Genomic DNA, 25,289 nt, shown 5'->3' on the forward strand with positions numbered 1-25,289 from the left:
CGCCGGGGATGTCGTTTCCGTTCAAGACGCCCGCACGGCGCTGACGCACAATCGCTTCATGAAAACCACTCCCGACCAGTGTCCTTTCCATGCCCGCGTCAGCGGCCAGCCCCCCGCCCAGGCGCAGCATGCGCCCGGCGCATGGCCTGCGGGTCCGCCATCGGGCTTTACCGGCTGGGGCCTGCTGCGCCGCATGTCGGCAGACCTGATGGGCAGCCTGGACGAATGGCGCAGGCAGTACGGCGACATCGTGCACCTGCGTATCTGGCCAGAACACCAGGTGGTGGTGGCCGATCCAGCCATGGCGCGCGAATTGCTGGTCACTCATCACGCCGCGCTGATCCGCTGGGAACGGGGCATTGACGTCTTTTCGCAAGTGCACGGCCACAGTGTGCTCACCGCTGAGGGAACCGCCTGGGATACCAAGCGCAAGGCTTTGCAGCCGGGCTTCTACCCCAAGCCCGTGCAGAAGCTGCTGCCTGCCATTGCCGCTGCCGGCGCCCTGGCGTTTGCCCGCTGGCAGACGACCGAGGAAAGCTGGCCGATTGAAAGCGCGCTCACCTCGCTGGGCATGGATGTCATTTTGCAGACCATGTTTTCGTCCACCATCGATGCCGATGCGCGCCAGGCGGAACACGCCGTGCGCGTGGTCTCGGCGGCCGGCAATGCAGAAATGTACTGGCCCGTCAGTCTGCCGGACTGGCTACCCTGGAAGCGCGACAAGCGCCGCGCCATCGCCTGGCTCAAGAATCTGATCGAGCGTCATGTGGCGCAGCGAATGGCAACCGCGCGCGCCGCGTGGCCCGACGACCTGCTGGCCAGGCTGCTGGCGCTGCACCTGGATGACCCGGCCACCTGGCCACTGCAGGCGGTGCGCGACGAATGCATGACCACCTTCCTGGCCGGCCACGAGACGGCGGCGGCCACCCTGACCTGGTGGGCCTGGTGCATGGCCGCCAATCCCCTGGCGCAGGCCGCCGCCCGGGATGAAGTCGACACTGTCCTGCAAGGTGACGCGCCCGATGCGCAGCGCATGCCCTCGCTGCGCTATCTGACCCAGACCGTGCAGGAAACACTGCGCCTGTACCCGGCCGCGCCAGTGCTGATGACCCGCCGCAGCCGGGCGCCCATTGCCCTCGGCGCCTGGCAATTTCCGGCCCGTACGATCTTTACGATACCGATCTATCTGCTCCATCACGATGCGCGTGCTTTCCATGAACCACATCAATTCTTGCCCGAGCGCTTTGGAGAAGGGGCGCCTGCCATTGTGCGTGGTGCGCTCATGCCTTTTGGGGCGGGGCCGCGCGTGTGCCTGGGCCAGCACCTGGCCATGACGGAAATTTGTGCCACCGCGGCCATGCTGCTGCAGCGCTTTTCGCTGGCGATTCCTAAAGGCATGGCGCCACCCGAGCAGCAATTCAACATCACCCTGCGCCCTGCCAAGCCGTTGCATTTACGCCTGATTGGGCGCGGCTGATGGGCCGTTATTGCCGCGCCGCCAAGTGGTGCGGCAAGCGAAGCGGCAATGCCACCGCCTGACGACAGGCGGTTTGTGCAGTCCCAAGGAGTCATTGACGAGACCGGCTTACGGTGCCGGGAAGGGCAGCCGCCGCGGCCCGGCGGTGCCATCCGTCATCGACTTCCTGGAGATTGTCATGCGTATACTTTTTCAAGTTCCACTGTGTCTGCTGGGTGCGCTTTGCCTGGCCGCGCCTGCTGCCCGGGCCCATCCGGAATACCGGGTCACGATCGTGGCTGGCGCCAACAGTTATGCGTACGACATCAATAACGCGGGAGTGGTCGTCGGCAGCATCGAGTACAAGGATGGCGTGCGCGGTTTCGTCAATCGCGGCAAGGGCATGCTGCTGCTGGGCGCGCTGGGCGGCGTCCACAGCCGTGCCGTGGCCATCAACAACCAGGGCGAGGTGCTTGGGCAATGGACTACGGCCACGGGCTTGACGCGCGGCTTTGTGTATTGCGCCGGCGTCCAGCGCGACATCGGCGTGCGTCCCGGATATGACACGTTTTTTACCGACATAAATGATCGCGGCTACATGACGGCCATCGGCCGCAAGTACGATTCCTTTGAAGGATCGCGCAGCTTCCTGCGCGCGCCCGATGGCCGCTACCGCGACATCGGATCGCTGCCGTTCGATGATCCGCTCACCGATGCCTATGCGCTCAACAACAGCAATACCATTACCGGCATTTCCGGTCCGCTGATCTTTCCAGGCTTGCCCGTGCGCGCCATGATGTGGTCAAAAGGCATCATGCGCGATCTCGGCGATGTTGGTTCCGAGCCCAATGCCGGGTACGCCATCAACAATGCAGGGCAGATTACGGGATACGCCAGCGTGCCCGATACGCTGCACGACCGCGTGGCCACGCTGTACAGCAAGGGGCGCCTGATCGATATTGACCGCCGCCCTGCCACGGTGTCGCGTTTTAGCGAAGGCGCGGGCATCAATAACCACGGGCACATTGTTGGCTATTCCGATCACCTGGCCGGCTTCGTTTATCGCGGCCGGAAAATGCAGTCACTCAATGCCATGATCGATCCCCGGTCTGGCTGGAATATCCAGTTCCCGCGCGCGATCAACGACAGCGGCCAGATTGCGGCCACGGCGTACAGGAACGGCCAGCAATACGCCGTGCGCCTGGATTTGATCCGGCCCCATTTGCTGCAGCTGCCGATGCCGGATGATGGCGAGCAGGGGCCTGACGCGGGGCCGCAGCGCCAGCAGTAAAGGCGTATGTACGCGCGTGGGCATGACCGCACCTGGTCTTTGCGGCTGGGCCCGGCTGGGTGTGCTACCGCGCGCATCGTGACAGTCCTTGTCTGCCGCACGCCATATTCATGCGTTAAGGATAATGATAGGCTGTTCCCATCCAAAAACATTTTTCGGCTACATCTTCTGCCATGCAACATCCAAGTGAACTCAAGGTCTTCGACATTGCCAGGCGCTACATGCTGCTGGGCCTGCAGTCCCAGCAGGCGTACCAAACCCAGCAACATGCCCTGGAACTCGATTGCGTGCTCAGCCAGGAGCGGCTGCAAACCAGGGAAGGCACCGCCTTGTCACTGGACATACTTGGGCGCCTGTTTGCTTTGACACAGGCAAGCAAGAAATCGTTCACCGCCGTGATGCTGGCCTCGTCCAGCGAGCTGTCAGCAGCCACCGCGGAATTGCCGCGCGAACTGCGGGACCAGTACAACGCCAAGTTCCTGGAGTCGACCCAGTGGCAGCTCGATGCGCAAAGCCGGTTCTACGCCAATCGGGAACACTGGATCACGGCAGCGATCGATGTCTGCACCCTGATCGAGTCGCGCCGCGCCACCTGTACCTTCAGCACCGAGGGCGTCCATTTTCAGGACGATCAAGATTTCGATCTGTTCGACATCCTCATGGGGCGGCTCAACGATGCCCACGCGGCCGAGACGGAAGCGTATGCGGTGCGGATGGCGCGCATGCGCAATTCCCTGGCAGTGCTGGGCATTACCACCGGCTGAACCGGTCAGTGCGGGCGCGCTTCCAAAAGGCGCGCACCAATGCCGCGCAGCGTCTGGGCCAGTGCTCCGTCCACGGCAGGCACTTCGCCGGCGAGCAGTTCCAGCGCCATGGCCAGCTCGTGCGCGCGCTCGGCCATGAGGGCAGTGCCGGCATGGCGCTGGGGCAAAGCCAGCGCGCTGCGCGGGAGATGGAAATTCATGCCGCCCCGGGTGGCACCGGCAGCATCGGCCGGCATGCCGGTCAGGGTCACCGCGAGCGAATTGATCACGTGCATCAGCTCGACAGCACCATCGATTTCCACGCGGCGCAAGGCGGCCACGCCGCTGGCCATGCCGGTCCCGCTGGCAAGCAGCCTGAGCATGAGCCCGTAGACAGCGTTGGCCAGGTCCAGCACCCGCGACGCATCGCGCGCCGCCACGTGCACCGTGCCGCATTCATCGATGGGCGCGAGCATCACGGGATCGCTCACCACGGGGCGATAAGGAATGAAGCCGGAGTCGGCCGCCAGAAAGGCATCATATTCCTCGGCCATTTTCTGGAAGCGTTCGAAGTGCGATTCGCTGGCACAGCCGCGCCCGCCTTCGCCCTGTTCCACGATCACTTGCACGGCTTGTTGCGCGCTGGCCAGATCTGTGACCGGGAACAAGCCTGGCAGGTTCATCAGTTCTGGCCCGATCTGTGCTTCCGGATCCCCTGCAAACAAGGCCGATTCTCCCAGCCGGTCGGCAAGCGCGGCAAAGCCGCTCTCGATGCCGCGGTAGAGATGGCTGACGGTGTCGAAGTCTTCCGCGGTCGGCGTCAGGGTGGCACGGGGACTGCGCCGCTGATAGTCGAGCTCGGATTCGAAGCCCGGTGCCTGTGCCATTTCCGTGCCTTCCGGCCGTTCAAGATAGACGAAGTGCGCCAGCGTATCGCGCGAGAGCGGTGCCAGCCGCACGACCAGCGACGATGGATGGTAGCCGGGCGGTACCGGGAAATTCTGGCGGCGGAAGTGGGGCGGCGAGCCAATACTCATCAACATGTTGTTGACCATCGCTAAATGCACCATTTCCTCCATCGCGACCTTGCGTATTTCCTTGCGCCAGCGTTCAATGGTCGATAACTGTTCTTCGGAAATATTTTCGCTCGTAGAACGCTTGAGCGACCATCCCGCATACAGGTAGGTGCACATGAGGCCGTGCTCGATTTCTGCCGCTTCTGTCAGCAGATAGATGAGCTGCTCGCGGTCATTCACGCGCACTTCATGCTGATCGGTTTGGTTGATTTCATCCATATTTTTACTATAACTGAAGAGTGAGCGTTGGTAGTAGGCTTGCAAAGCTATTGGGTTAACTCCTACACGTGTTAGGGACTCGCGCCGACCTATTGTGACACTGTCACAGCGCATACTCATCCACATTACACGCTGTTGAAACAATTTTGGAGGCGGATATGTTAATCCCGATGATCGATGCCTGGACGACCTTGTGTGGTGGAACGAGTTTCAGTGTCAACAAGCCACTGCGCACGCCCCGCGATGCCCACCTCAAATCCAGGGAGCCGAAATCCGCCTTTGTCAGCGCCCGCTTTGTATCGCCAACCGGCAAGCTCGACTACAAGCTCTTCATTCCTGCCAGCAGCGCCGGCCGCCCGGCCGCGCTGCTCGTGATGCTGCATGGCTGCAACCAGAACGCGACGGAGTTCGCTGCCAGCACGGGCATGAATGAGATTGCCGAGCGCTACCAGTGCATGGTCGCGTATCCGGAACAATCGTTGTCGGCCAACAGCGGCAAGTGCTGGAATTGGTTCCAGGATGCCCATCATCATCGCGGCGCTGGCGAGCCCGCGCTCATTGCCGGCGTGGTCGAGCAAATCATGGACCAGTACCTGGTCGATCCGGCCAAGGTGTTTGTGGCCGGCCATTCCGCCGGTGGCGCCATGGCGGTGGTCATGGCCCGCACCTATCCAGAATTGTTTGCCGCGATCGGCTGCCATTCGGGCCTGGCCTACCGCTGCGCCGCCGACAGTGCAGAAGCGCTGTACGCCATGCGCCACGGCGAGTCCACAGGCGCTGTCAACCAGGGCCCGCGCGTGCCCATGATCGTCTTCCACGGCGATCAGGACAGCACCGTCCATCCGCGTAACAGCGATGGACTGATCGACCAGTCGGTGCAGGATGATGCCGTTACCCGCCTGCAGGAAGTTGGCAGGGTCAACAACCGCGAATTCACGCGCGAGATTCACCGCTGCGAAGATGACCGGGTGCTGGCCGAGCGCTGGACCGTGCACGGGGCCGGCCACGCCTGGTCCGGCGGGCAGGAGCATTTCGACTGCGCCGACGTCAGCGGCCCCGATGCCAGCGATGAGATGATGCGCTTCTTCATGGAAACGGTCAGTCCGCCCTTGTAGGCAAAACCAGGGAAAAAACGGCTTTGTAGGCCGTTTCCTACAGGAAAAGTCGCCAATCCCGGTCTTCCGGCTTGGCGATGTGTTGTTTCCGCCTCTGTACAAGCAATTTCCTATAGTACACACCTTGCCCGGCGATGGATTGACATTAAAATGTTCGATCACCATCAAGGAGCAGGCACGTGGATATTATTGAAGAGTCGAACGAAGTACTGGATTCGAAGTTGCTGCTGACCGCGCTGGTCGCGTTGCGCAAGGGCGATTTTTCAGTGCGACTGCCGTCCGACCTGACCGGCATGAACGGCAAGATTGCCGATACGCTCAACGATATCATTGAAAACAGCGACAAGATCGCCCAGGAGATCGTGAGCGTGAGCCGCGTGGTCGGCCACGACGGCCGCCTGCTCCAGCGCGCGGCGCCCCCGTCGGTGGGCGGCGGCTGGGCCACCATCATCAATTCCGTCAACGCCCTGATTGACGACCTGGTCCGCCCGACTACGGAAATGGCGCGCGTCATTGGCGCCGTGGCCAAAGGCGACCTGTCCCAGAACATGGCACTGGAAGTCGATGGCCGCCCTCTGCGCGGCCAGTTCCTGCGCGCGGCATCGACTGCCAACACCATGGTGGACCAGCTTTCTTCCTTCGCCTCCGAGGTAACGCGCGTGGCGCGTGAGGTGGGTACCGAAGGTAAGCTGGGCGGCCAGGCAAACGTGCCGGGCGTGGCAGGTACCTGGAAAGACTTGACCGACTCGGTGAACTCGATGGCGGGTAACCTCACCTCGCAGGTGCGTAACATTGCAGAAGTAACGACCGCAGTGGCGAACGGCGACTTGTCCAAGAAAATTACGGTGGACGTGCGCGGCGAGATTCTTCAACTGAAAGACACCATCAACACCATGGTGGACCAGCTGCGCTCGTTTGCGTCGGAGGTGACGCGCGTGGCGCGCGAGGTGGGTACGGAGGGCAAGCTCGGCGGCCAGGCCTACGTGCCGGGCGTGGGCGGCACCTGGAAAGACTTGACCGATAACGTGAACTTCATGGCATCGAACCTGACGGGTCAGGTGCGAAACATTGCTGAAGTGACGACAGCGGTGGCCAACGGCGACTTGTCCAAGAAAATCGCGGCCGACGCGAAGGGCGAGATTCTCCAGCTCAAGGACACCATCAACGTGATGGTGGACCAGCTGTCTTCGTTCGCATCGGAAGTGACGCGCGTGGCGCGCGAGGTAGGTACCGAAGGCAAACTGGGCGGCCAGGCGCAGGTAAAGGGCGTGGGCGGCACCTGGAAAGACTTGACCGATTCCGTGAACTCGATGGCAGGTAACCTGACCGGCCAGGTGCGAAACATCGCGGAAGTGACGACCGCGGTGGCAAACGGCGACCTCGGTAAAAAGATTACCGCTGACGCCAAGGGCGAGATTCTCGAACTGAAGAACACGATTAACGTGATGGTGGACCAGCTGTCCTCGTTTGCATCGGAAGTCACGCGCGTGGCCCGTGAGGTAGGTACCGAAGGCAAGCTGGGCGGCCAGGCGCAGGTGAAGGGCGTGGGCGGTACCTGGAAAGACTTGACCGAAAACGTGAACTCGATGGCGGGTAATTTGACGCGCCAGGTGCGAAACATTGCGGAGGTGACGACCGCGGTGGCGAACGGTAACCTGTCCAAGAAGATTACCGCTGACGCCAAGGGCGAGATCCTGGAGCTGAAGGACACAATTAACGTGATGGTGGACCAGCTGTCCTCCTTTGCGTCGGAAGTGACGCGCGTGGCGCGCGAAGTCGGTACCGAAGGAAAACTGGGCGGCCAGGCACACGTGCCGGGCGTTGCAGGTACCTGGAAAGACTTGACCGACTCCGTGAACTCCATGGCAGGTAACTTGACGGGGCAGGTGCGAAACATCGCGGAAGTAACGACCGCGGTGGCGAACGGCGACTTGTCCAAGAAAATTGCGGCAGACGCCCAGGGCGAGATTCTGCAGCTGAAGGACACGATTAACGTGATGGTGGACCAGTTGTCCTCCTTCGCATCCGAGGTAACGCGGGTGGCTCGCGAGGTGGGTACCGAAGGAAAACTGGGCGGCCAGGCAAACGTGCCGGGCGTCGCGGGCACGTGGAAAGACTTGACCGACAACGTGAACTCCATGGCGGGTAACTTGACGGGGCAGGTACGAAACATTGCGGAAGTAACGACCGCGGTGGCAAACGGCGACTTGTCCAAGAAGATTGCAGCAGACGCCCAGGGCGAGATTTTGCAGCTGAAGGACACGATTAACGTGATGGTGGACCAGCTCTCTTCCTTCGCATCCGAAGTAACGCGCGTGGCGCGTGAAGTGGGTACCGAAGGCAAGCTTGGCGGCCAGGCGCAGGTGAAGGGCGTAGCGGGTACGTGGAAAGACTTGACCGACAACGTGAACTTCATGGCATCGAACTTGACGGGCCAGGTGCGAAACATTGCGGAGGTGACGACCGCGGTGGCAAACGGCGAGCTGTCCAAGACCATTACCGCGGACGCCAAGGGCGAAATTCTGGAGCTTAAGAACACGATTAACGTGATGGTGGACCAGCTCAACTCCTTTGCGTCCGAAGTGACGCGCGTGGCGCGCGAAGTCGGTACCGAAGGAAAACTGGGCGGCCAGGCAAACGTGCCCGGTGTCGCCGGCACGTGGAAAGACTTGACCGACTCCGTGAACTCCATGGCAGGTAACCTGACGGGCCAGGTACGTAACATTGCGGACGTGACGACCGCGGTGGCAACGGGCGACCTGTCCAAGAAGATTACCGCTGACGCCAAGGGCGAGATCCTGGAGCTGAAAGACACGATTAACGTGATGGTGGACCAGCTGTCTTCCTTCGCATCGGAAGTCACGCGCGTGGCGCGTGAAGTGGGTACGGAAGGAAAACTGGGTGGCCAGGCGCAGGTGAAGGGCGTGGCAGGTACGTGGAAAGACTTGACCGACAACGTGAACTTCATGGCCTCGAACCTGACGGGTCAGGTGCGTAACATTGCGGAAGTGACGACCGCGGTGGCAAACGGTGACCTCTCCAAGAAGATTACCGCCGACGTCAAAGGCGAGATTCTGGAAATGAAGGACACCATTAACGTCATGGTGGACCAGCTGTCCTCCTTCGCATCCGAGGTAACGCGGGTGGCGCGCGAGGTGGGTACCGAAGGTAAGCTGGGCGGCCAGGCGAACGTGCCGGGGGTTGCAGGTACCTGGAAAGACTTGACCGACTCCGTGAACTCGATGGCAGGTAACCTGACCTCGCAGGTGCGTAACATTGCGGACGTGACGACGGCGGTGGCAAACGGTGACTTGTCCAAGAAAATTACGGTGGACGTGCGCGGCGAGATCCTGCAGCTCAAAGACACCATCAACACCATGGTGGACCAGCTGCGTTCCTTCGCATCCGAGGTAACGCGCGTGGCGCGCGAGGTGGGTACCGAGGGCCGCCTGGGCGGCCAGGCGAACGTGCCGGGTGCATCGGGTACGTGGAAAGACTTGACCGACAACGTGAACTTCATGGCGTCGAACCTCACGGGCCAGGTGCGAAACATCGCGGAAGTGACTACCGCCGTGGCAAACGGCGACCTGTCCAAGAAGATTACGGTGGACGTGAAGGGCGAGATTCTCGAACTCAAGGACACCATCAACGTGATGGTGGACCAGCTGTCCTCCTTTGCATCGGAGGTAACGCGCGTGGCGCGTGAGGTGGGCACGGAGGGCAAGCTCGGTGGCCAGGCGCAGGTGAAGGGCGTGGGCGGTACCTGGAAGGACCTGACCGAAAACGTGAACTTCATGGCAGCCAACCTGACCGCGCAGGTGCGCGGTATCGCAGGCGTGGTAACCGCCGTGGCAAAAGGCGACATGAAGAAAAAGCTGACGGTGGCGGCGCAGGGCGAGATCGCATCGCTGGCCAACACCATCAACGAGATGACCGATACCCTGGCCGTGTTTGCGGACCAGGTAACGGGCGTGGCGCGCGACGTGGGTGTGGAAGGAAAGCTGGGTGGCCAGGCAAGTGTGCCGGGCGCCTCGGGTACCTGGAAAGACTTGACGGAAAACGTGAACCAGCTCGCTGCTAACCTGACCACCCAGGTGCGCGCGATTGCAGAGGTGGCAACGGCGGTGACGCGTGGTGACTTGTCGCGATCCATTCAGGTGGAAGCGCGCGGCGAGGTGTCCGACCTCAAGGACAACATCAACGAAATGATCCGCAACCTCAAGGAGACCACGCAGAAGAACGCGGAGCAGGACTGGCTCAAGACCAACCTGGCGCGCTTTACGCGCCTGCTGCAGGGCCAGCGCGACATTGAAGAAGTGACCAAGCTGATTCTGTCGGAGCTCGCGCCGCTGGTATCGGCCCACCACGGCGTGTTCTTCATGATGGACGCGCACGCCGTCAAGCCGCGCCTGAAAATGATCGCTTCCTACGGCTACCGCTCGGACCGCGAGCTGCCAACCTCCTTTGCCCCGGGCGAAGGCCTGGTGGGCCAGTGTGCCATCGAGAAGCAGCGCATGTGGCTCACCAACGTCCCGCGCGACTACATCGTGGTCTCGTCGGGCCTTGGCTCGGCGCCGCCGACCAACATCGTCGTGCTGCCAATCCTGTTCGAGCAGGAAGTCAAGGCCGTCATCGAGATTGCCTCGCTCGACCGCTTCACCCAGACCCACATGGGCTTCCTCGACCAGCTGATGGGTTCCATTGGCGCGGTGTTGAATACCATTGAAGCGAACAGCCGTACCGAGTCGCTGCTGACCCAGTCGCAGTCGCTGGCGCAGGAACTGCAGCAGACCAACCAGGAGCTGGCGGAGAAAGCGCGCCTGCTGTCAGACCAGAACAGTGAGGTGGAACGCAAGAACCGCGAGGTGGAGCAGGCCAAGCTGGCGCTGGAAGACAAGGCAACCCAGCTGGCCCTGTCGTCCAAGTACAAGTCCGAATTTTTGGCCAATATGTCGCACGAACTGCGTACGCCATTGAATTCGCTCCTAATCCTGGCGCAGCAGCTGGGCGACAACCCGCACGGCAACCTGTCGCAGAACCAGGTGGAATACGCCAAGACCATTCACGGTTCCGGCTCCGACCTGCTTACGCTCATTAACGACATCCTCGACCTGTCCAAGATCGAATCCGGTACCGTGACGCTGGAAGTATCCGAGTCGCGCTTCCCGGTCCTGGCTACCTATGTGGAGCGTACCTTCCGCCACATGGCAGAAGCGAAGCTCGTCAAGTTCTTCATCGAGATGGACCCAAGCCTGCCGGTGTCGATGATGACCGACACCACGCGCCTGCAGCAGATCCTGAAAAACCTGCTGTCGAATGCGTTCAAGTTCACCGCCAATGGCCAGGTCACGCTCAAGATCGGCATGGTTTCCGGCGGCTGGACCCCGGACCATCCGGTGCTGTCCAATTCGGACGCTGTGGTCTCGTTCTCCGTGACCGATACCGGTGTCGGTATCTCTGCCGACAAGCTGCAGCTGATTTTCGAAGCGTTCCAGCAGGCCGACGGTTCCACCGCGCGCCGCTACGGCGGAACGGGCCTGGGCCTGTCGATTTCGCGCGAACTGGCGCGCCTGTTGGGCGGCGAAATCCGCGTGACCAGCGTGGTGGGCAGCGGTTCGACCTTCACCCTGTTCCTGCCATATAACAATGCCAGCTTCGGTGCCTACCAGCTGGGCATGGAGCCGGCGCCGCTGCGCCAGATCGCGCACGACCTGGCCACCTCGTCGCCCGCGTCGCTGCCAATTCCGGGCGTCGTTACGCTGCCGTTCAATGGCAGCGCCCCGCGCGTGAACCTGCACGATCCGGACTTCGACGACCGCAACCTGATTTCTGCCGGCGACCAGTCGGTGATGATCGTGGAGGATGACACCGCGTTTGCCAATATCCTGCTGTCGCAGGCACGGGCGCGCGGCCTGAAAGGCATCGTCACCTTCAGCGGCGAATCGGTGCTGACGCTGGCGCGTGACTACCTGCCGATCGCGATCCTGCTCGATATCGATCTGCCGGATACCGATGGCTTCACCGTGCTCGATCGCCTGAAGCGTGATCCGGCCACGCGCCATATTCCGGTGCACGTCATCTCCAGCATGCGCGAGCGCGAAAAGGCGCTGCGTTCGGGCGCGATTTCGTACCTGAACAAGCCGGTCAAGCTCGAACGCATCGAAGAGGAATTCAACCAGATCCTGCGCTTCATGAGCCAGACCCGCCGCAGCCTCTTGATCGTGGAAGACGACGAAGTCCAGCGCCTCGACATTACCCAGCTGATCGGCGACTCCGACCTGGAACTGGTGTCAGTCGACACCGGTGCCAAGGCGCTGGAGATCTTGGCCGAACGCCGCTTCGACTGCGTGGTGCTCGACCTGTCGCTGCCGGACATGGACGGCTTCACGCTGCTCGACACCATCAGCAAGGACCCCAATCTGCGTGACCTGCCGGTGGTGGTGTACACGGCCGCCGAGCTGTCGCGCAAGGAAGTGACCAAGCTCAAACGCTTCGCCAAGACTATTGTGGTCAAGGATGCCCGTTCGCGCGAGCGCCTGCTGGACGAAACGGCGCTGTTCCTGCACCGTTCGCCGGCGCGTCTGCCGGACGAACAGCGCCGCATGCTCGAGCAGGTCCAGGTGTCGGAAGGCGATCTGGCCGGCCGCAGCGTACTGGTGGTGGACGACGACCTGCGCAACATCTTTGCCCTGACCACGGTGCTCGAGCGCTACCAGATGAAGGTGCACTTTGCCGAAAACGGCAAGGACGGCATCAAGATGCTGGAAGAGACGGAGGGCATCGAGATCGTCCTGATGGACATCATGATGCCGGAGATGGATGGCTACGACACCATGCGTGCGATCCGCAAGATCGCCCGCTTCAAGTCGCTGCCCATCATCACCCTGACCGCCAAGGCGATGAAGGGTGACCGCGACAAGTGTATTGCCGCCGGTGCTTCCGACTACATCACCAAGCCGGTGGATGTGGCGCAGCTGCTCTCGCTCATGCGTGTCTGGCTGGGGCATTGATAGTGCCGGACGATAGCATCGACAGCGCCGGTGACGTGACGCAGCTTGAAACGAAGCTGCTGATCGAAGCCGTGTACCGGCGCTACGGGCTGGACTTCCGCGGCTTCGAGCGCGCGGGGCTGGAGCACAAGCTCGCGGCCTTGCAGCAGGACGCGCAGCTGGAGAACATCTCGGCGCTGCAGGGCAAGGTCCTGCACGACGCGGCGTTTGCCCGCAGCGCCATGCGCACGCTCTCTGCCAGCGCCAGCGCTTTTTTCACCAGTCCCCAGTGCTTCATGGCGATGCGCTGTGCGGCGCTGCCGCTATTGCGTTCCGCCTCGTGGCCGGTGATCTGGGTGGCCGAATGCGGCGACCCGGCGTTGGTCATTTCGCTGGCCGTCATGCTGCAGGAGGAGGGCTTGCTGGGCAAAACGCAGCTGTTCGTCACCAGTGCCAATGATGACCTGCTGGCGCAAGTGTCGGCATTGAGCTTTGACGCCGCCACGCTGGCCGCGCGCGACGAGGACCACTACAGGAGTGGCGGGACCGGGTCCCTGGCGGCCTACTGCGAGCTGGAAGATGGCGTGTATCGCCTGCGCGAGGACATGCGGCACAACATCGTGTGGGGACAGTACGATCTTGCCAGTGATGCCTCATTCAACGAGTTTCACCTGGTGGTTTGCCAGCGCCCGCTGCGCGAGTTCGATCACGTGCTGCAGCGGCGCGCGCTGGGGCTGTTCAGCGAAAGCCTGTGCAATTTCGGCATCCTGCAGGTGGAGCCGCCGAGCGATATCCTCAGTTCGGAGTTCTCCAAGTCGTTCACCAGTGTGCTGAGCGAGCAGGGCGTCTACCGGCGCCTGCCCTGACCCGTGAGAAGGCGGTCGCCGTCGCGCATCCGCCTGTCGCTTTATCTCTGACCTTTGTTGCGGCCCCAAGCTCGTCTGCGGCGCGAACCTGTCAGTTCCATGCAATGCCGACGCAAAAGATGGATTAGGTTCAGCAATGTTTGCTAAAATTAAACATTCACGCCTGGTTTGCTAAACGCTTATTGCAGGTAGGACCCCATGCTAACCCTGCTATGCGGCGGTTGCTGGAGGAGCGCCCACCATTTTCCACTATTTCAGCACCGCCAGTCCACCAATGAGGAAGTGTAACGTGCGGATCACTATGCACTGCTGGAAAAACACACGTGGAACGAAGCCCAGCTCAAACGGAACTCTCGCAACACCATGACCCAAACTCCTGCCGGACCGGCCAAAAAATGCGAATTTTGCGACAAGCGCGGTTTGCCCCTGCTGTTGGTGCGCGACGCTGTCGCCCCTGCGGCGGGCGGTGCACCTTTGTCCAATGATCCTGCCATCGACCTCAATACGAGCGCGGCTCACTACACAAAACGGATATTGCGTGCAGGTTACTTGAATCTGTACGACGAAGCGCGCAAGCGTTGGGAGACATACTTCGTTACCTCAGATGGCTACCTGTTCAAGTTGGCACAGACCGCTGGCGTATTGCAGGTAGTACCGACCAGGCCTTTCAATTGCCCGGATGAAGGACACCGTGCGGTTGCCAGCTGCATTACCATTCCTGACCCGAAGAATGCGACGAAAGTGTGGATAGGATTTAGCGACGTTGTGTGGACAGACGCGGTTCGCAAGCGCCACAGCGACTCGGCCTACCGCAAGCGGCACATGGTAGCGATTGACGTCAAGGCTGCGCTTGCCGGCGGCAAGGTGGCGGGCGCCCGTCCGATTGCCCAGGTCGATGCAGTGGTGGCCGAGTACGCGATGGACGCCAGGAAGGGCGCAACGCTCTTTGCATGGTCCGCCGCACCGTACGCCGCGCGTCACGGACGCGGAGCGCGCCTGCGGGCCGAATGCGATGCCCTGCGACTGGACAAAGGCCTGATTGTTACGCTGCCCGACCCGGCTGGGATTGCTCAAGACCTGGCACTTCTCATGCATCGCAACGCCGAGCTGTTTACCAACAGTCCAGACAACAAACGCAAGCTTGCAGCGAACGGCGCGATCGCCCAGATTGAAATGGGCATTCGGGTAGCTGCGGAGAAGCAGTATATGCGGGATGCGCAAGGTGCCGCTAACCGCGCCATCAGCGACGCGGGCGTCGCATATGCCCTTTCTCAAAAGCTGCGCGATAGCATCGAGCGCATGCGCAACGTGACAAAAGAAGAATTGCAGCGCGCAGGTGATGAAAGATGGACGCGCTATTTGAAAAAATTCGACGACAAGGCTCGGGTCGCCTGGGAACAGGATTTCAACAAGCGTCTGCACGCTTTTAATGACAATCACATAGCACCACTGGCAACTTGCCATGTCGCGTGGATGCGCAGTACGGCCATGGTCGCTTATTTTGAGTGCAACTACGATACCGAGCACCCTGAAAGTGGCGGGGTCTATACCGAGATGGTCACGCGCTGCATCGCTAAAACGCAGGACAAGCTGGCCTGCGCGCGCCTTTATGATGAGTGGCTCGACGGGACGGCCGACGATCCAAAGAATTTTTTGCTGCGCGCGATGATGTTCAATCAAAAGACGATTATCCAGGCGGTTACTATGGCGGCGGATGTGACGCTTAGTCTGCGCCAGATACCCTGGGACAATCTGTTCTCTACCTACACTGTTTCGGTCGAGCGGATGGGCAGAGGGGCGCAAGATGGTGCTGCCCGCTTGATGGTCGAGTCTGCTGGATCGGTAGCAAAAGCGCTGGGCAAAGTGATGGACGGGAGCTCAAGGTTCCGTGCTCTATTCATGACGACCGGACTTATTTCCGGTCACCCGATTGTTTTGGTTGAGGTGACGGGCAGCAAAAAAGCGTTCCGGGCGCAGATTATCAAGGAGCTGTTGAAGGCGAGCGGGCAGTCAATCAGCAAAAGCAAGATGAACTTTGCCGTTGCGGAAGAATTGCGGCGCCTCCAGGTCCAGGGTGTCCCGCTGGATGGCACGACCAAGAAGGCGTGGATGCTCCCTGCAGACTCTGAGTATCTCAGGAACGTGCCTGCTGGTTTGAATGAAGGACAACGTGCGGAATACCTGGCGAAAAGTCTGCGAAAGATCGAACAGATTGAAGCCATGAATCTGGACCGTTGGCGAAAGGTGATCAACACCGACGTGAGGTTTGGCATCGTTACAGGCATTCTTCAGGCGCTTTGCCTCACCAAGTCCGTCGAGGACCAGGAAAAGGCAATGGACAACGAGAAGTTTGATGCTACAACGCGCATGTATCTCGGCGTGACGGCACTCGTAGGCACCACGGCAGAAGTGTTAGGCAGTGCATTAGCTGGTCGCGCTGCGCTCGGTATGCCTTTTGGCCAAGGCCTTGCCGCAGGAGCAGGGGCATTCCTTAAAGTGGCTGGCAAGGGAGCTGGTGTCGCCGCTGGATTGATCATGGCAGTTATGGACTTTCGCAAAGCGGCGGAAAGTTTTAAGGAAGAACAAACCGGTCTGGCCTGGGCGTACGTGGGGTCGGGTGCAGTAGGCATCTTGCTGACTGGCGCCATTTTATGGGCGGTCGCACTTCCAATAATCGGCTTGCTCATTGCAATATTGATTGGAATTGCGATCTTGATTGAATATGTTAAGGACAACGCGCTGCAAGATTGGTTAGAACGAACGCCCTGGGGCAGGCTGGTAGACCAGCGTTATTCCAGTTTCGAAACTGAGCAGGCCCAATTACAACACGCGATTCGAGAATAGAAGCATGAATATGGAATTTACCGGCCTGGTGGCTAAGTACCCCGTCAATCGTCCCTTGACTGAGCAGGAACGCGCGCTGCAGCTGCACCAGAAACAAGCTTTGCATGTCGATCCTCACTATCAACTAAGTGTCATCCAGATGAATTCCACGTTTCTCGAATCCGTGGACAAATGGTTTGCGTGGAAAGGCGCGGGTACAATTTTCTCATTGATTGCAATGGCGATGAGCGTTGGAACCTGTGGCTGGATGGCGGCAATGTGGCTACTCCAAGGGTTTGGTTATTTCCCCTCGAGCCTGGAAACTGGTACGCTGATAGCCAACGGCGCTGGCATGGCCGTGTTCACGGTGCTGTGTGCCCTCGCTGTCGGCTGGATGCTTTGCCGTGAGTCATTCGCTTACACGCACTATCCCATCCGATTCAACCGCAAAGCCCGTCTCGTGCACGTGTTCCGGCTCAATGGAACCGTCCTCACGGCGGGCTGGGACCAGATCTTTTTCACGATGGGCCATCTCCCGCAATGGAACGAATGGGAGGTGCGCGGCCATATTCTGGCGGCGGACAAAGTCACGGTGCTGGAGACTTTCCCGCTCAGCTATGTCGGGGAGTTCGATCTGCAAGGCGTGAAGGCTGGCCGGCGCTTGCAGCAAGACTTCGTGCGGGGCCACTGGGAATTTATCCGGCGGTACATGGAAGACGGGCCACAGGCCGTGAGCGCGCAAGTTCAATTCTGCATGCCCATAGACCGGGAGAAGGAATCGCTGGCCAACAGTGTTGAGCGTGTGTTTGCAAACATTGCGGGAGCACCCGCCGCACTACGCTGGATTCTGTGGCCGTGGTGCTTGATGGTCGCGATTGGGCGCGTCTTCGCCATGCGCACATGCAAAATCCCGCACTTTCCTGCAGATGTGGAGGCGGTTTCCCGCATCGAGGTGGATGATCCTTATGCCATCCGTGGCGACGCTGCTGGGAATCGTGTTCCGGTCTTTCCGATTGCCGCAGCTTCTGCAGGCGTTGAGTTCGCGCAGGCTCCAGGTAAGGTATTGTAGTGATCGATATGAGAATACGAGCTTGGACTTTGCACTGCTCGTGCAATTTCTAATGTTTGCCACCGCCACTTGACGAGTCATGTATCCGTTGAAGCAGACTAAACGACTCAAACGCGAACAGCTAGGCATGCTGGCGATGAATACGAACTCGACGTTTGCGGATCGTGTGCCCGACACTCTCTACAAATAAATGGAATTTACCGGCCTGATTGCGAAGTACCCCGTCAATCGTCCCTTGGCTGAGCAGGAACGCGCGCTGCAGCTACACCAGAAACAAGCTTTGCACGTCGAACCGCACTACCAACTAAGTGTGATCCAGATGAATTCCACATTCCTTGAGTCTGTGGACAAATGGTTTGGATGGAAAGGGGCGACTACGATCTTCTCGCTAGTTGCGCTAGCGATGATCATTGGAACTTGCGCTCCGATTGCTGCGATGTGGCTGCTGGAAGGATTGGGCGTTTTGCCTTCGCGGCTGGATACTGCCACTCTGCTGGCGGGCAGCGCCGGCATGGCGGTAATCGCGACGCTGTGCGCACTTATTTTCGGCTGGACGCTGTGCCGTGAGTCATTCGCTTGCACCCACTATCCCATTCGGTTTAATCGAAAAGCCAGACTTGTGCATGTGTTCCGTCTCAATGGAACCGTCCTCACGGCGGGCTGGGACCAGATCTTTTTCACGATGGGCCATCTCCCGCAATGGAACGAATGGGAGGTGCGCGGCCATATTCTGGCGGCGGACAAAGTCACCGTGCTGGAGACTTTCCCGCTCAGCTATGTCGGGGAGTTCGATCTGCAAGGTGTGAAGGCTGGTCGGCGCTTGCAGCAAGACTTCGTGCGGGGCCACTGGGAATTTATCCGGCGCTACATGGAAGACGGGCCACAGGCCGTGAGCGCGCAAGTTCAATTTTGCATGCCCATAGACCGGGAGAAGGAATCGCTGGCCAACAGTGTTGAGCGTGTGTTTGCAAACATTGCGGGAGCACCCGCCGCACTACGCTGGATTCTGTGGCCGTGGTGCTTGATGGTCGCGATTGGGCGCGTGTTCGCCATGCGCACATGCAAAATCCCGCACTTTCCTGCAGATGTGGAGGCAGTATGCCGCGTTGACATCGATGATCCCTATGCCATTCGTGGAGACGCCACCGGTAATCGCATTCCTGTCTTTCCGGCGGCGGCAGCTTCCGCAGGCGTCCGGTTCGTCCAGACGCAGGGCCGGCCTCGGTAGGAATACAAGTATGAGCTCTGGAGAGGACGTCCGCCTGGTGAGCCCTATGGCATTAAGGCCGATAGTAAAGGCCAGCCGAGTCCGATAGGCCTAAACCGTGAGTTATTTGCACCGTGGCACTCCAGTGCAAATATTATTTGCACGCCTTCCCGTGTCGCTCACTTCCCCGAATCTATCCGTATCGGCTAAGCTGTTGGCTTCCGCACTGAAAACCGATCACAATGAAAATGCTGAAAGTACCGTACGCGGAGAAGGATGAAGCGTAAGCGTGGCATCAGTACCGTCTTGACGCCCGCTTACTTCCGGCCCCAGCCATTCCAAGCCATGCGCAGCAGCGTCGCGTTCGCCATTCGCTGATCGAAGGCCTCTGCGTCGAAGCTGCCGCCCACCCATCTCAAATAGTCCTTTGCTTCCTGGCTCTTCGGTTCGTCCCGCAGTGTCGTGAGGAAGTCGTCGTAGCCGCCGATGCCGCCGACGTCTTCAGGCGGGCATGCGCGCTTGCCATCGATGATATAGGCACTGCCCATTGGCTCTGGACGTTGCTCAATTTTTTCGACGTGAATTTCATGCTGCCAGCTGTCCCCGAAATCGTATTGGTAGGTGAAGCGCTGGCCGGTGTACAGCAATCGATTCAGCTTTCCTTTTCGGTCATCGAACATTTCCTCGTCGCTGTCGTAGCTGCCCTCAAGAACATGCTCGTTGTCAAGCATGCTGTAGGTGCGGCCCTCAACACGAAACTCATGAAGATGGGCGTCGGTCCAGCCAAACGCGGCCTGGATGATGTGATGAAGCGCACGCAAGCTGAGGTCGCCGTCGACGACGATACGGCGCCAGATTGGCGGCGTGATGTCTGCGATGCTGATGCGCAAAGTGATGACGATATTTTTCTTGGCCATGAGAGTTTCGTTCAATGCGCGCAATTACCATCACCGGATGTGACGTTACAACTACGCGCTGACAGTGCTCAGTTTATCAGCCAGATTCCACGGCAACAAATCTTCAACCCGATTGACCGGATAGTCGGCGATGTGGGCCAGCACATGGCGTAGATAAGCCTGCGGATCGATGCCGTTGAGCTTGGCGCTGACGATCAGCGAGTACATCGTTGCAGCGCGCTCGCCGCCGCTGTCTGCGCCCATGAACAAGAAGTTCTTGCGGCCAAGGCAGCAGGTTCTCAACGCGTTCTCGGCGATGTTGTTGTCGATCTCGGCCAAGCCATCTTCGCAGTAGTACACCAGCGCCTGCCACTGATTGAGCAAGTAGTTTATGGCTTTCGTAGTGTCGGACTGGGTCGATAGTGTGAGCAGCCGTGCCCGCAACCATACTTCAAAGTCGTCGAGCAAAGGCCGCGCTTGTGCTTGCCGTATTCGCTGTCGATGATCAGGCAGCTGGCCGCGGATCTGTTCTTCGATTGCGTACAGTTCGCCGATCCGCCGCAACGCTTCTGTCGTTGTCACGGTCGCCTTGCGCGCATGCAGATCATGGATCTTGCGTCGCGCATGCGCCATGCACGCTGCTTCGCGCACGCGGCCATCGGCGAAGATTTTATCGTAGCCTGGAAACGCGTCGGCCTGTAGAACCCCAGTGAAGTTGGCCAGGTGCGACTGTGGATGCTGGCCTTGGCGATTCGGCGTATAGGCGAACCATGCGGCCGGCGCCGCAGTCGAGCCGGAGCGCCTGTCGTCGCGCACGTAGACCCACAGGCGTGCTGTCTTGGTTTGGCCGTTCCCCGGCGCAAGCACAGGCATCGGCGTGTCATCCGAATGGATCTTGCCGGGCTGGAGCACGTAGCGCTGCAGTGCGTCGACCAGGGGGCGCATCAGGGCCCCGCACGCACCTACCCAGCGCGCCATCGTGGAACGATCAAGCTCGACGCCGTCACGTGCGTAGATGGCGGACTGGCGGTACAGTGGCAGATGGTCGGCGAACTTGGCGACGAGTATGTGCGCCAGCAAGCCTGGTCCTGCGATGCCGCGTTCGATGGGGCGGCTAGGCGCTGGCGCCTGCACGATGTGATCGCAGCAGGCGCATGCCTTCTTGCGGCGTATATGCCGAATTACCTTGAAGGCCGAATTGATGAGCTCAAGCTGCTCGGATACATCCTCGCCCAAGGGCTTGAGTTTGCCACCGCATTCGGAGCAGGCCTGGTCCGGCGGCTCAATGATATTGTCTTCGCGCGGTAGATGCACCGGCAGCGGCTGGCGCGCAACCTTGCGCGCGTGCGCAGCGGGCAATGTCGCTTTCTGCTCGCCGGCGCCATCCTCGGCAATGAGATCCTCCAGCCGCGTTTCCAGCAGTTCGATCTTGCGGTCGAGCTTCTCGGACTTGCGGCCAAACTGCATTCGCTTGAGCTTTGCCAACTGGAGTTTGAGCTGCTCGATTTCGAGAGAGCGGACATTGAGGGCCTGCTCCAGCGTCGTGACGGTATCGCGCAGTTGTTGCACTTCGCCGTCGCGCTGCAGCAGCAGCGCTTTTAAGGCTTCGATATCGTCGGGAAGTGAGGTAGGGCTGGAAGGCATGCGCGCAGTTTACGCGCATGTTTAAACGTTTACAACACCGACATGAGGGGCGCGGTGCGTTCGGGCTGTTTCCAGTTGATGCCTTCGAGGAGCATCGACAGTTGGGCCGGCGTCAGATGGACCTTGCCGTCGGTTGCTTGCGGCCAGACGAAGCGGCCATGCTCGAGGCGCTTGGCGAACATGCACAGGCCATCGCCACTGGACCACAGCAACTTGATGACGTTGCCGCGCCGACCACGGAACGCGAACACGTGGCCGCTGAATGGGTCGTCCAGCAACGCACTCTCCACCTTGGCCGCCAGGCCGTTAAAGCCGCAGCGCATATCCGTGAAGCCTGCAGCGATCCAGATACGTGTGCCCGCCGGCAGCCCGATCATGGTCGCAGACTCTGGAAGATCGTTCTGAGCAGCGCAGCGTCGACGCCCTCGTGAACACGCACGACCGCGTCGGCGAAGATGATCTCGACCGTGCTCAGGTTGGCGGCAGGCGACGCCGCTTGGGCGATCACCGCCGGCGCCACCATCAACGGAGTATCCGCAATAACGACCGGCAGCAACGTTGTGCTTGCGTCCGGTATATTGTCAAAGAGACCTGCGCGATACTCGCGGCGCCACTTGAACACCATGTTGGCGTTGACGCCGTTGGCCATCGAAAGCTTCGAAACCGACACCCCGGCTTCGCACGCCGCAGCGGCAAGGCGCCGCTTGAACTCGACCGGATAGTTCGGCCGCCCTTTCCGGTTTCCCGGCTTCATTTCAGTATCCAAAGTAGTTCCCATCATAAAAGTAGTGGGAACTACTTTGGCGGGCATGCCTACTTGCGTCCAGACGGTGCTGGCGTCACGCTTACGATGAAGCCAAGGCACTTGGCGCGCGCTGGAACAGCGCCCGCAAATCCTGGTACGTGCCCGATGGCGTAGACGCGGCGCCATTCACCCGCTGGTTTGCCGCAGGCGGCGACGTGCCGGCCGCAGTATCAAAAGATTCTTTCTCTGCCAAGCAGGTGACGGGAAAGCATTACGTTGAGCTTGTTCACGATTGCAATCCTTTCACCACCTGCACGCAATGCGCTGACGCGCTGGCAGCGTCCGGCTGGACAGAGGCTCACAAGGCCGTCAAGCAGATGCTGGGCGCGCTCGGCAAATGATTGAGTGCAACCGCACCATGGAACAGGCGCGCCGCGACTTTGCGGCCGGGCGCCTGCAAGGCGCGGCGCTGCTGCGCGTGCCCATGCGCCAGGGTGAATGGAACGTGCGCCTCGCCGGCAGCAAGGGCGACACCGGCATGCTGCTGGACGTGAAGGATCTGGCGCCGCACGTTTTCCGCAGTCTTGACGAGGCCGTGCACGCGCTGGAACAGATCGGCTTTTCCTTCAGCCAGCTCAAGCTTGCCTGACAGCCCGGCCAAGGGTGGCTGAAGCCCGTTCCTACACCAACGGCTCGACAGCCATGGGCGCGGCAATGGTGTCTAACGCCAGCTCCGAACTGTTCAGCGCACCCTCGACAAAGCCCTGGTAGTCGGAGTACGCCTCGCCCACGATGTGCACATTCTTGGCGCCGCTGCCAAAGTCGAATGCCTTGAACGCATCCATCACCTTCCACGACCGCACGCCCGGCTGCCAGCCATGGTTGGCCGCGCCATACGGGCTGCGCGCCCAGTCACGGATGCCGTAGGTGATGATGGAGTTGCGGATGTAGGCCGTCGCTTCGTCCAGCGTCTGCTCGCTGAACACGCGCTTGGAGTGGGCGTTGAGCTGCAGGTGCGCTTCATTGGATTCGAGCGAGCGTTTCACGTCGCGCGCCACAAACAGGGCAAAGGCGTCGACAATGCGCGCATCCTGGTCCACTTCGGCGCGGTCGTGCTTGTCCGGGTCGCTCAGGTAATGACGCCAGAATTCGGTGGAAGGCCGGTCCATGTACAGCATCATCATGCCGTGGCCGTCATGGTCGCGTTCTTGCGGGCGGCGGAAGTAATGCACTTCGCGCGTGGGCATGCAATTGGCGTACTGCTGGGGCGGCTGGTTGTAATTCCACCAGGGCGCGTTACTGACGAAGAAAATCTTCAGCATGGGAAAGCCATTCACGGCATCGAGGTGGGTCGCGATGTGTTCCGGCAGGTGCGCCCCCAGCCTGACCAGCGGCAGGCGCGGCAATGCCAGAATCAAGCGTTCGGCCTGCAGCTGGATGGGGCCGTTCTTGGTGCGCACGTCCAGTTCCAGCGCCGACTGCCCCAGGCCTGTGGGCCGAAAGCCCAGCAGGGTGTGACCACCGGCCAGCGTCACATTGGGCAGGGCATGGATGCGCGCCATCAAGCCATCGGTCAGCTTGGCCGAGCCGCCCTCGATACTGGCCAGCTTCTGGCCCACTGTCTTGAGCGCGCGCAGCCACCAGATGATCCATTCGATGGCGTTCAGATTTTCCGGAATCATGTGGTAAAAGGTGCCCGTGTCGCGCAGCTTGACCAGCGCCCGGTGGCTGAGGATGCCGCTGGCCGACATGGCATTCCAGAAGCCCGTGGCCCACAGGGGCTGGCCGTGCAGCTGGGCATGCTTGCGCAGGCGCAGGTAATCATGCTCGGTCAGGCTGTCGATCCATGCTTGGTCATTGGGATCGCGCCCCATCACCAGCATGATGCCGCGCTTGAGCAGTTGCAGCGAATTGAGGCCTTGTTCTTCGGGCGGCAGCTCTACATCGGGCGCGCCAACGGTTTCGGCCGATGGGCCGGAAAACTCCACCAGCCCCACGTTCAATTCCGCGCACAGGCGGGCAAAGCGCGGCTGCAGTGTCGGTTCGAAGCGCATGGGGCCGTACTCGGCAATGAAACCATCCATGTCCTCGGTTTCGATGCGGCCGCCCCAGCGGTCCGACGACGCTTCCAGGATCAGGACCTTGTGTCCGGCCTCGGCCAGGCGCACGGCGCAGTACAGGCCCGAGACGCCGCCGCCGGCAATGACGATTTCTTGTTCAAGCATGGAAGTTCACCAGGATGTACGCAAAGGGCAGGATTGTCCCACGCTTGTGCTCGCTTGGGATAGGGATTTCGCGGCGGCGCGCATGCGAAAACGGCCTCTTGCGAGGCCGTTGCGTTCATCAGTAATGCTGGCGTTTGCGCGCCATCTTGTCGAATACGCGCACCACCCAGCAGGGCGACCACGACACGCCTTTTTCACCGGGCAGGCTGGAATCGTAGGAATCGTTCTGCGCCTGCGGCTGTACCGCCGCGCTGGCCACGAAACCGGGTCCGCTGATGGGAATCGTCACGCCCAGTTCCGGCATTTCCTTTTCCACCGTGCAGTTGCAGCCGACCAGGTCGAGCGTCTTGGCCAGGCGCTGCGCCGCCACATGGTCCAGGCGCCGACGCAATACGGCCTTTGGCGTGGCCAGCAGCTGTTCCACTTCTTCCGGCGTACGCTTGAACAGCGGCACCAGCTTGCTGATCATGGCCCGGTGGTCGACATGCTTCTGGATACTGTCCAGCGTCACACAAAACGTGGCCGGACGATGGACCTTGTTGGCCTGTTCGTCAATCACGGTCAGCGCCAGGGCGCCGGCCCGGCGCAGCAGGAAGGGGATCACCTCCACGTTGCGCGCGGTGATGTGAACGATGCCGATGTCGCCCGTAAAGCCTGCCATGAGGGGGCGCTCGCCCCAGGGGCACACGGCGCCCTCAGGAGCACTGGCATAAAAGCCGGACGAGATGCAGGGAAAGCGCGCGACCAGCGCATCATGGAACTGGATCAGGCGTGGCGCGGGCGCGGCGCCGTGCGACTCGCGCAGCAGCGCGTCGGCAAACCCGTACGCATCATGGTTATAGGGCGGCACCGAGGGCACCACCACTTTCAATACATAGTTCATAAGAAACTATTATTTATTCGAAGAAAGTCATATTGTATTGTA

General features: G+C 60.6%; 17 protein-coding genes and 1 pseudogene. 11 read left to right on the forward strand and 7 right to left on the reverse strand.

Annotated features, from left to right (window positions below; translation table 11 throughout):
• Positions 1-58 precede the first annotated feature (58 nt).
• The 3 genes from KY495_RS13060 (at position 59) to KY495_RS13070 (ending at position 3,511) form a co-directional block, all read left to right on the forward strand.
• On the forward strand, positions 59-1,477 hold the full coding sequence (locus KY495_RS13060; RefSeq protein ID WP_219879859.1) for a cytochrome P450: 1,419 nt from the start codon (positions 59-61) through the stop codon (positions 1,475-1,477).
• A 178-nt stretch (positions 1,478-1,655) separates the two neighbouring features.
• The gene (locus tag KY495_RS13065; protein ID WP_219879860.1) at positions 1,656-2,747 is read left to right on the forward strand and encodes an HAF repeat-containing protein; all 1,092 of its coding nucleotides are present in this window, start codon (positions 1,656-1,658) and stop codon (positions 2,745-2,747) included.
• A 173-nt stretch (positions 2,748-2,920) separates the two neighbouring features.
• Complete coding sequence (locus KY495_RS13070; RefSeq protein ID WP_219879861.1) at positions 2,921-3,511, forward strand: hypothetical protein; 591 nt, start codon at positions 2,921-2,923, stop codon at positions 3,509-3,511.
• A gap of 5 nt (positions 3,512-3,516) precedes the next feature.
• Here the strand turns inward: KY495_RS13070 and KY495_RS13075 are convergent, their stop codons facing one another.
• Positions 3,517-4,785, reverse strand: coding sequence for a ferritin-like protein (locus tag KY495_RS13075; protein WP_219879862.1), 1,269 nt, complete (start codon positions 4,783-4,785; stop codon positions 3,517-3,519).
• Between the two features lie 158 nt (positions 4,786-4,943).
• On the opposite strand from KY495_RS13075, the gene KY495_RS13080 reads away from it, so the two are divergent.
• From KY495_RS13080 to KY495_RS13105, 6 genes are all read left to right on the forward strand, one after another.
• Positions 4,944-5,900, forward strand: coding sequence for a PHB depolymerase family esterase (locus KY495_RS13080; protein ID WP_219879863.1), 957 nt, complete (start codon positions 4,944-4,946; stop codon positions 5,898-5,900).
• A 179-nt stretch (positions 5,901-6,079) separates the two neighbouring features.
• Positions 6,080-12,910, forward strand: coding sequence for a HAMP domain-containing protein (locus KY495_RS13085; RefSeq protein ID WP_219879864.1), 6,831 nt, complete (start codon positions 6,080-6,082; stop codon positions 12,908-12,910).
• A 2-nt stretch (positions 12,911-12,912) separates the two neighbouring features.
• The gene (locus KY495_RS13090) at positions 12,913-13,755 is read left to right on the forward strand and encodes a CheR family methyltransferase (RefSeq protein ID WP_219879865.1); all 843 of its coding nucleotides are present in this window, start codon (positions 12,913-12,915) and stop codon (positions 13,753-13,755) included.
• A gap of 363 nt (positions 13,756-14,118) precedes the next feature.
• Positions 14,119-16,599, forward strand: coding sequence for a T6SS effector BTH_I2691 family protein (locus KY495_RS13095; RefSeq protein ID WP_219879866.1), 2,481 nt, complete (start codon positions 14,119-14,121; stop codon positions 16,597-16,599).
• A 4-nt stretch (positions 16,600-16,603) separates the two neighbouring features.
• Complete coding sequence (locus KY495_RS13100; protein ID WP_219879867.1) at positions 16,604-17,647, forward strand: DUF6708 domain-containing protein; 1,044 nt, start codon at positions 16,604-16,606, stop codon at positions 17,645-17,647.
• Between the two features lie 190 nt (positions 17,648-17,837).
• Positions 17,838-18,875 carry a DUF6708 domain-containing protein gene (locus tag KY495_RS13105; RefSeq protein ID WP_219879868.1) on the forward strand — a complete coding sequence of 346 codons (1,038 nt, stop codon included), beginning with the start codon at positions 17,838-17,840 and terminating at the stop codon, positions 18,873-18,875.
• Positions 18,876-19,171: 296 nt separating this feature from the next.
• Here KY495_RS13105 and KY495_RS13110 read toward each other — a convergent pair whose 3' ends face one another.
• From KY495_RS13110 to KY495_RS13125, 4 genes are read right to left on the reverse strand one after another with little or no spacing between them, the layout of a single operon-like run.
• Positions 19,172-19,771 carry a plasmid pRiA4b ORF-3 family protein gene (locus tag KY495_RS13110; RefSeq protein WP_219879845.1) on the reverse strand — a complete coding sequence of 200 codons (600 nt, stop codon included), beginning with the start codon at positions 19,769-19,771 and terminating at the stop codon, positions 19,172-19,174.
• Positions 19,772-19,822: 51 nt separating this feature from the next.
• A complete protein-coding gene (locus KY495_RS13115) occupies positions 19,823-21,394 on the reverse strand; it encodes an IS66 family transposase (protein WP_219879846.1) in 1,572 nt (523 codons plus the stop codon).
• 29 nt (positions 21,395-21,423) lie between these two features.
• The gene (gene tnpB, locus KY495_RS13120; RefSeq protein WP_119784802.1) at positions 21,424-21,771 is read right to left on the reverse strand and encodes an IS66 family insertion sequence element accessory protein TnpB; all 348 of its coding nucleotides are present in this window, start codon (positions 21,769-21,771) and stop codon (positions 21,424-21,426) included.
• Positions 21,768-22,148 (reverse strand): transposase, encoded by a 381-nt coding sequence (locus tag KY495_RS13125; protein ID WP_229518289.1) that lies wholly within the window; start codon positions 22,146-22,148, stop codon positions 21,768-21,770. Before KY495_RS13125 ends, tnpB begins: the two co-directional genes overlap by 4 nt.
• A gap of 140 nt (positions 22,149-22,288) precedes the next feature.
• Here KY495_RS13125 and KY495_RS13130 point away from each other — a divergent pair.
• Positions 22,289-22,540, forward strand: a pseudogene (locus KY495_RS13130) (hypothetical protein); the annotation flags it as partial.
• Complete coding sequence (locus KY495_RS13135; protein ID WP_219879869.1) at positions 22,537-22,788, forward strand: hypothetical protein; 252 nt, start codon at positions 22,537-22,539, stop codon at positions 22,786-22,788. The pseudogene KY495_RS13130 and the gene KY495_RS13135, both read left to right, overlap by 4 nt.
• Positions 22,789-22,819: 31 nt before the next feature.
• Here the strand turns inward: KY495_RS13135 and KY495_RS13140 are convergent, their stop codons facing one another.
• The gene (locus tag KY495_RS13140; RefSeq protein ID WP_219879870.1) at positions 22,820-24,364 is read right to left on the reverse strand and encodes an FAD-dependent oxidoreductase; all 1,545 of its coding nucleotides are present in this window, start codon (positions 24,362-24,364) and stop codon (positions 22,820-22,822) included.
• 118 nt (positions 24,365-24,482) lie between these two features.
• The gene (locus tag KY495_RS13145; protein WP_219879871.1) at positions 24,483-25,247 is read right to left on the reverse strand and encodes a hypothetical protein; all 765 of its coding nucleotides are present in this window, start codon (positions 25,245-25,247) and stop codon (positions 24,483-24,485) included.
• Positions 25,248-25,289 lie beyond the last annotated feature (42 nt).

The organism is Massilia sp. PAMC28688, assembly GCF_019443445.1.
Taxonomy (GTDB): domain Bacteria; phylum Pseudomonadota; class Gammaproteobacteria; order Burkholderiales; family Burkholderiaceae_D; genus Telluria_A.

What these genes read in the sequence shown, in the direction of transcription:
- KY495_RS13115 (WP_219879846.1), bottom strand. Translation starts at nt 21,394, where the DNA reads ATGCCTTCCAGCCCTACCTCACTTCCCGACGATATCGAAGCCTTAAAA.
- KY495_RS13125 (WP_229518289.1), bottom strand. Translation starts at nt 22,148, where the DNA reads ATGAAGCCGGGAAACCGGAAAGGGCGGCCGAACTATCCGGTCGAGTTC.
- tnpB (WP_119784802.1), bottom strand. Translation starts at nt 21,771, where the DNA reads ATGATCGGGCTGCCGGCGGGCACACGTATCTGGATCGCTGCAGGCTTC.
- KY495_RS13080 (WP_219879863.1), top strand. Translation starts at nt 4,944, where the DNA reads ATGTTAATCCCGATGATCGATGCCTGGACGACCTTGTGTGGTGGAACG.
- KY495_RS13105 (WP_219879868.1), top strand. Translation starts at nt 17,838, where the DNA reads ATGGAATTTACCGGCCTGATTGCGAAGTACCCCGTCAATCGTCCCTTG.
- KY495_RS13070 (WP_219879861.1), top strand. Translation starts at nt 2,921, where the DNA reads ATGCAACATCCAAGTGAACTCAAGGTCTTCGACATTGCCAGGCGCTAC.
- KY495_RS13095 (WP_219879866.1), top strand. Translation starts at nt 14,119, where the DNA reads ATGACCCAAACTCCTGCCGGACCGGCCAAAAAATGCGAATTTTGCGAC.
- KY495_RS13100 (WP_219879867.1), top strand. Translation starts at nt 16,604, where the DNA reads ATGAATATGGAATTTACCGGCCTGGTGGCTAAGTACCCCGTCAATCGT.
- KY495_RS13060 (WP_219879859.1), top strand. Translation starts at nt 59, where the DNA reads ATGAAAACCACTCCCGACCAGTGTCCTTTCCATGCCCGCGTCAGCGGC.
- KY495_RS13110 (WP_219879845.1), bottom strand. Translation starts at nt 19,771, where the DNA reads ATGGCCAAGAAAAATATCGTCATCACTTTGCGCATCAGCATCGCAGAC.
- KY495_RS13145 (WP_219879871.1), bottom strand. Translation starts at nt 25,247, where the DNA reads ATGAACTATGTATTGAAAGTGGTGGTGCCCTCGGTGCCGCCCTATAAC.
- KY495_RS13075 (WP_219879862.1), bottom strand. Translation starts at nt 4,785, where the DNA reads ATGGATGAAATCAACCAAACCGATCAGCATGAAGTGCGCGTGAATGAC.
- KY495_RS13135 (WP_219879869.1), top strand. Translation starts at nt 22,537, where the DNA reads ATGATTGAGTGCAACCGCACCATGGAACAGGCGCGCCGCGACTTTGCG.
- KY495_RS13140 (WP_219879870.1), bottom strand. Translation starts at nt 24,364, where the DNA reads ATGCTTGAACAAGAAATCGTCATTGCCGGCGGCGGCGTCTCGGGCCTG.
- KY495_RS13065 (WP_219879860.1), top strand. Translation starts at nt 1,656, where the DNA reads ATGCGTATACTTTTTCAAGTTCCACTGTGTCTGCTGGGTGCGCTTTGC.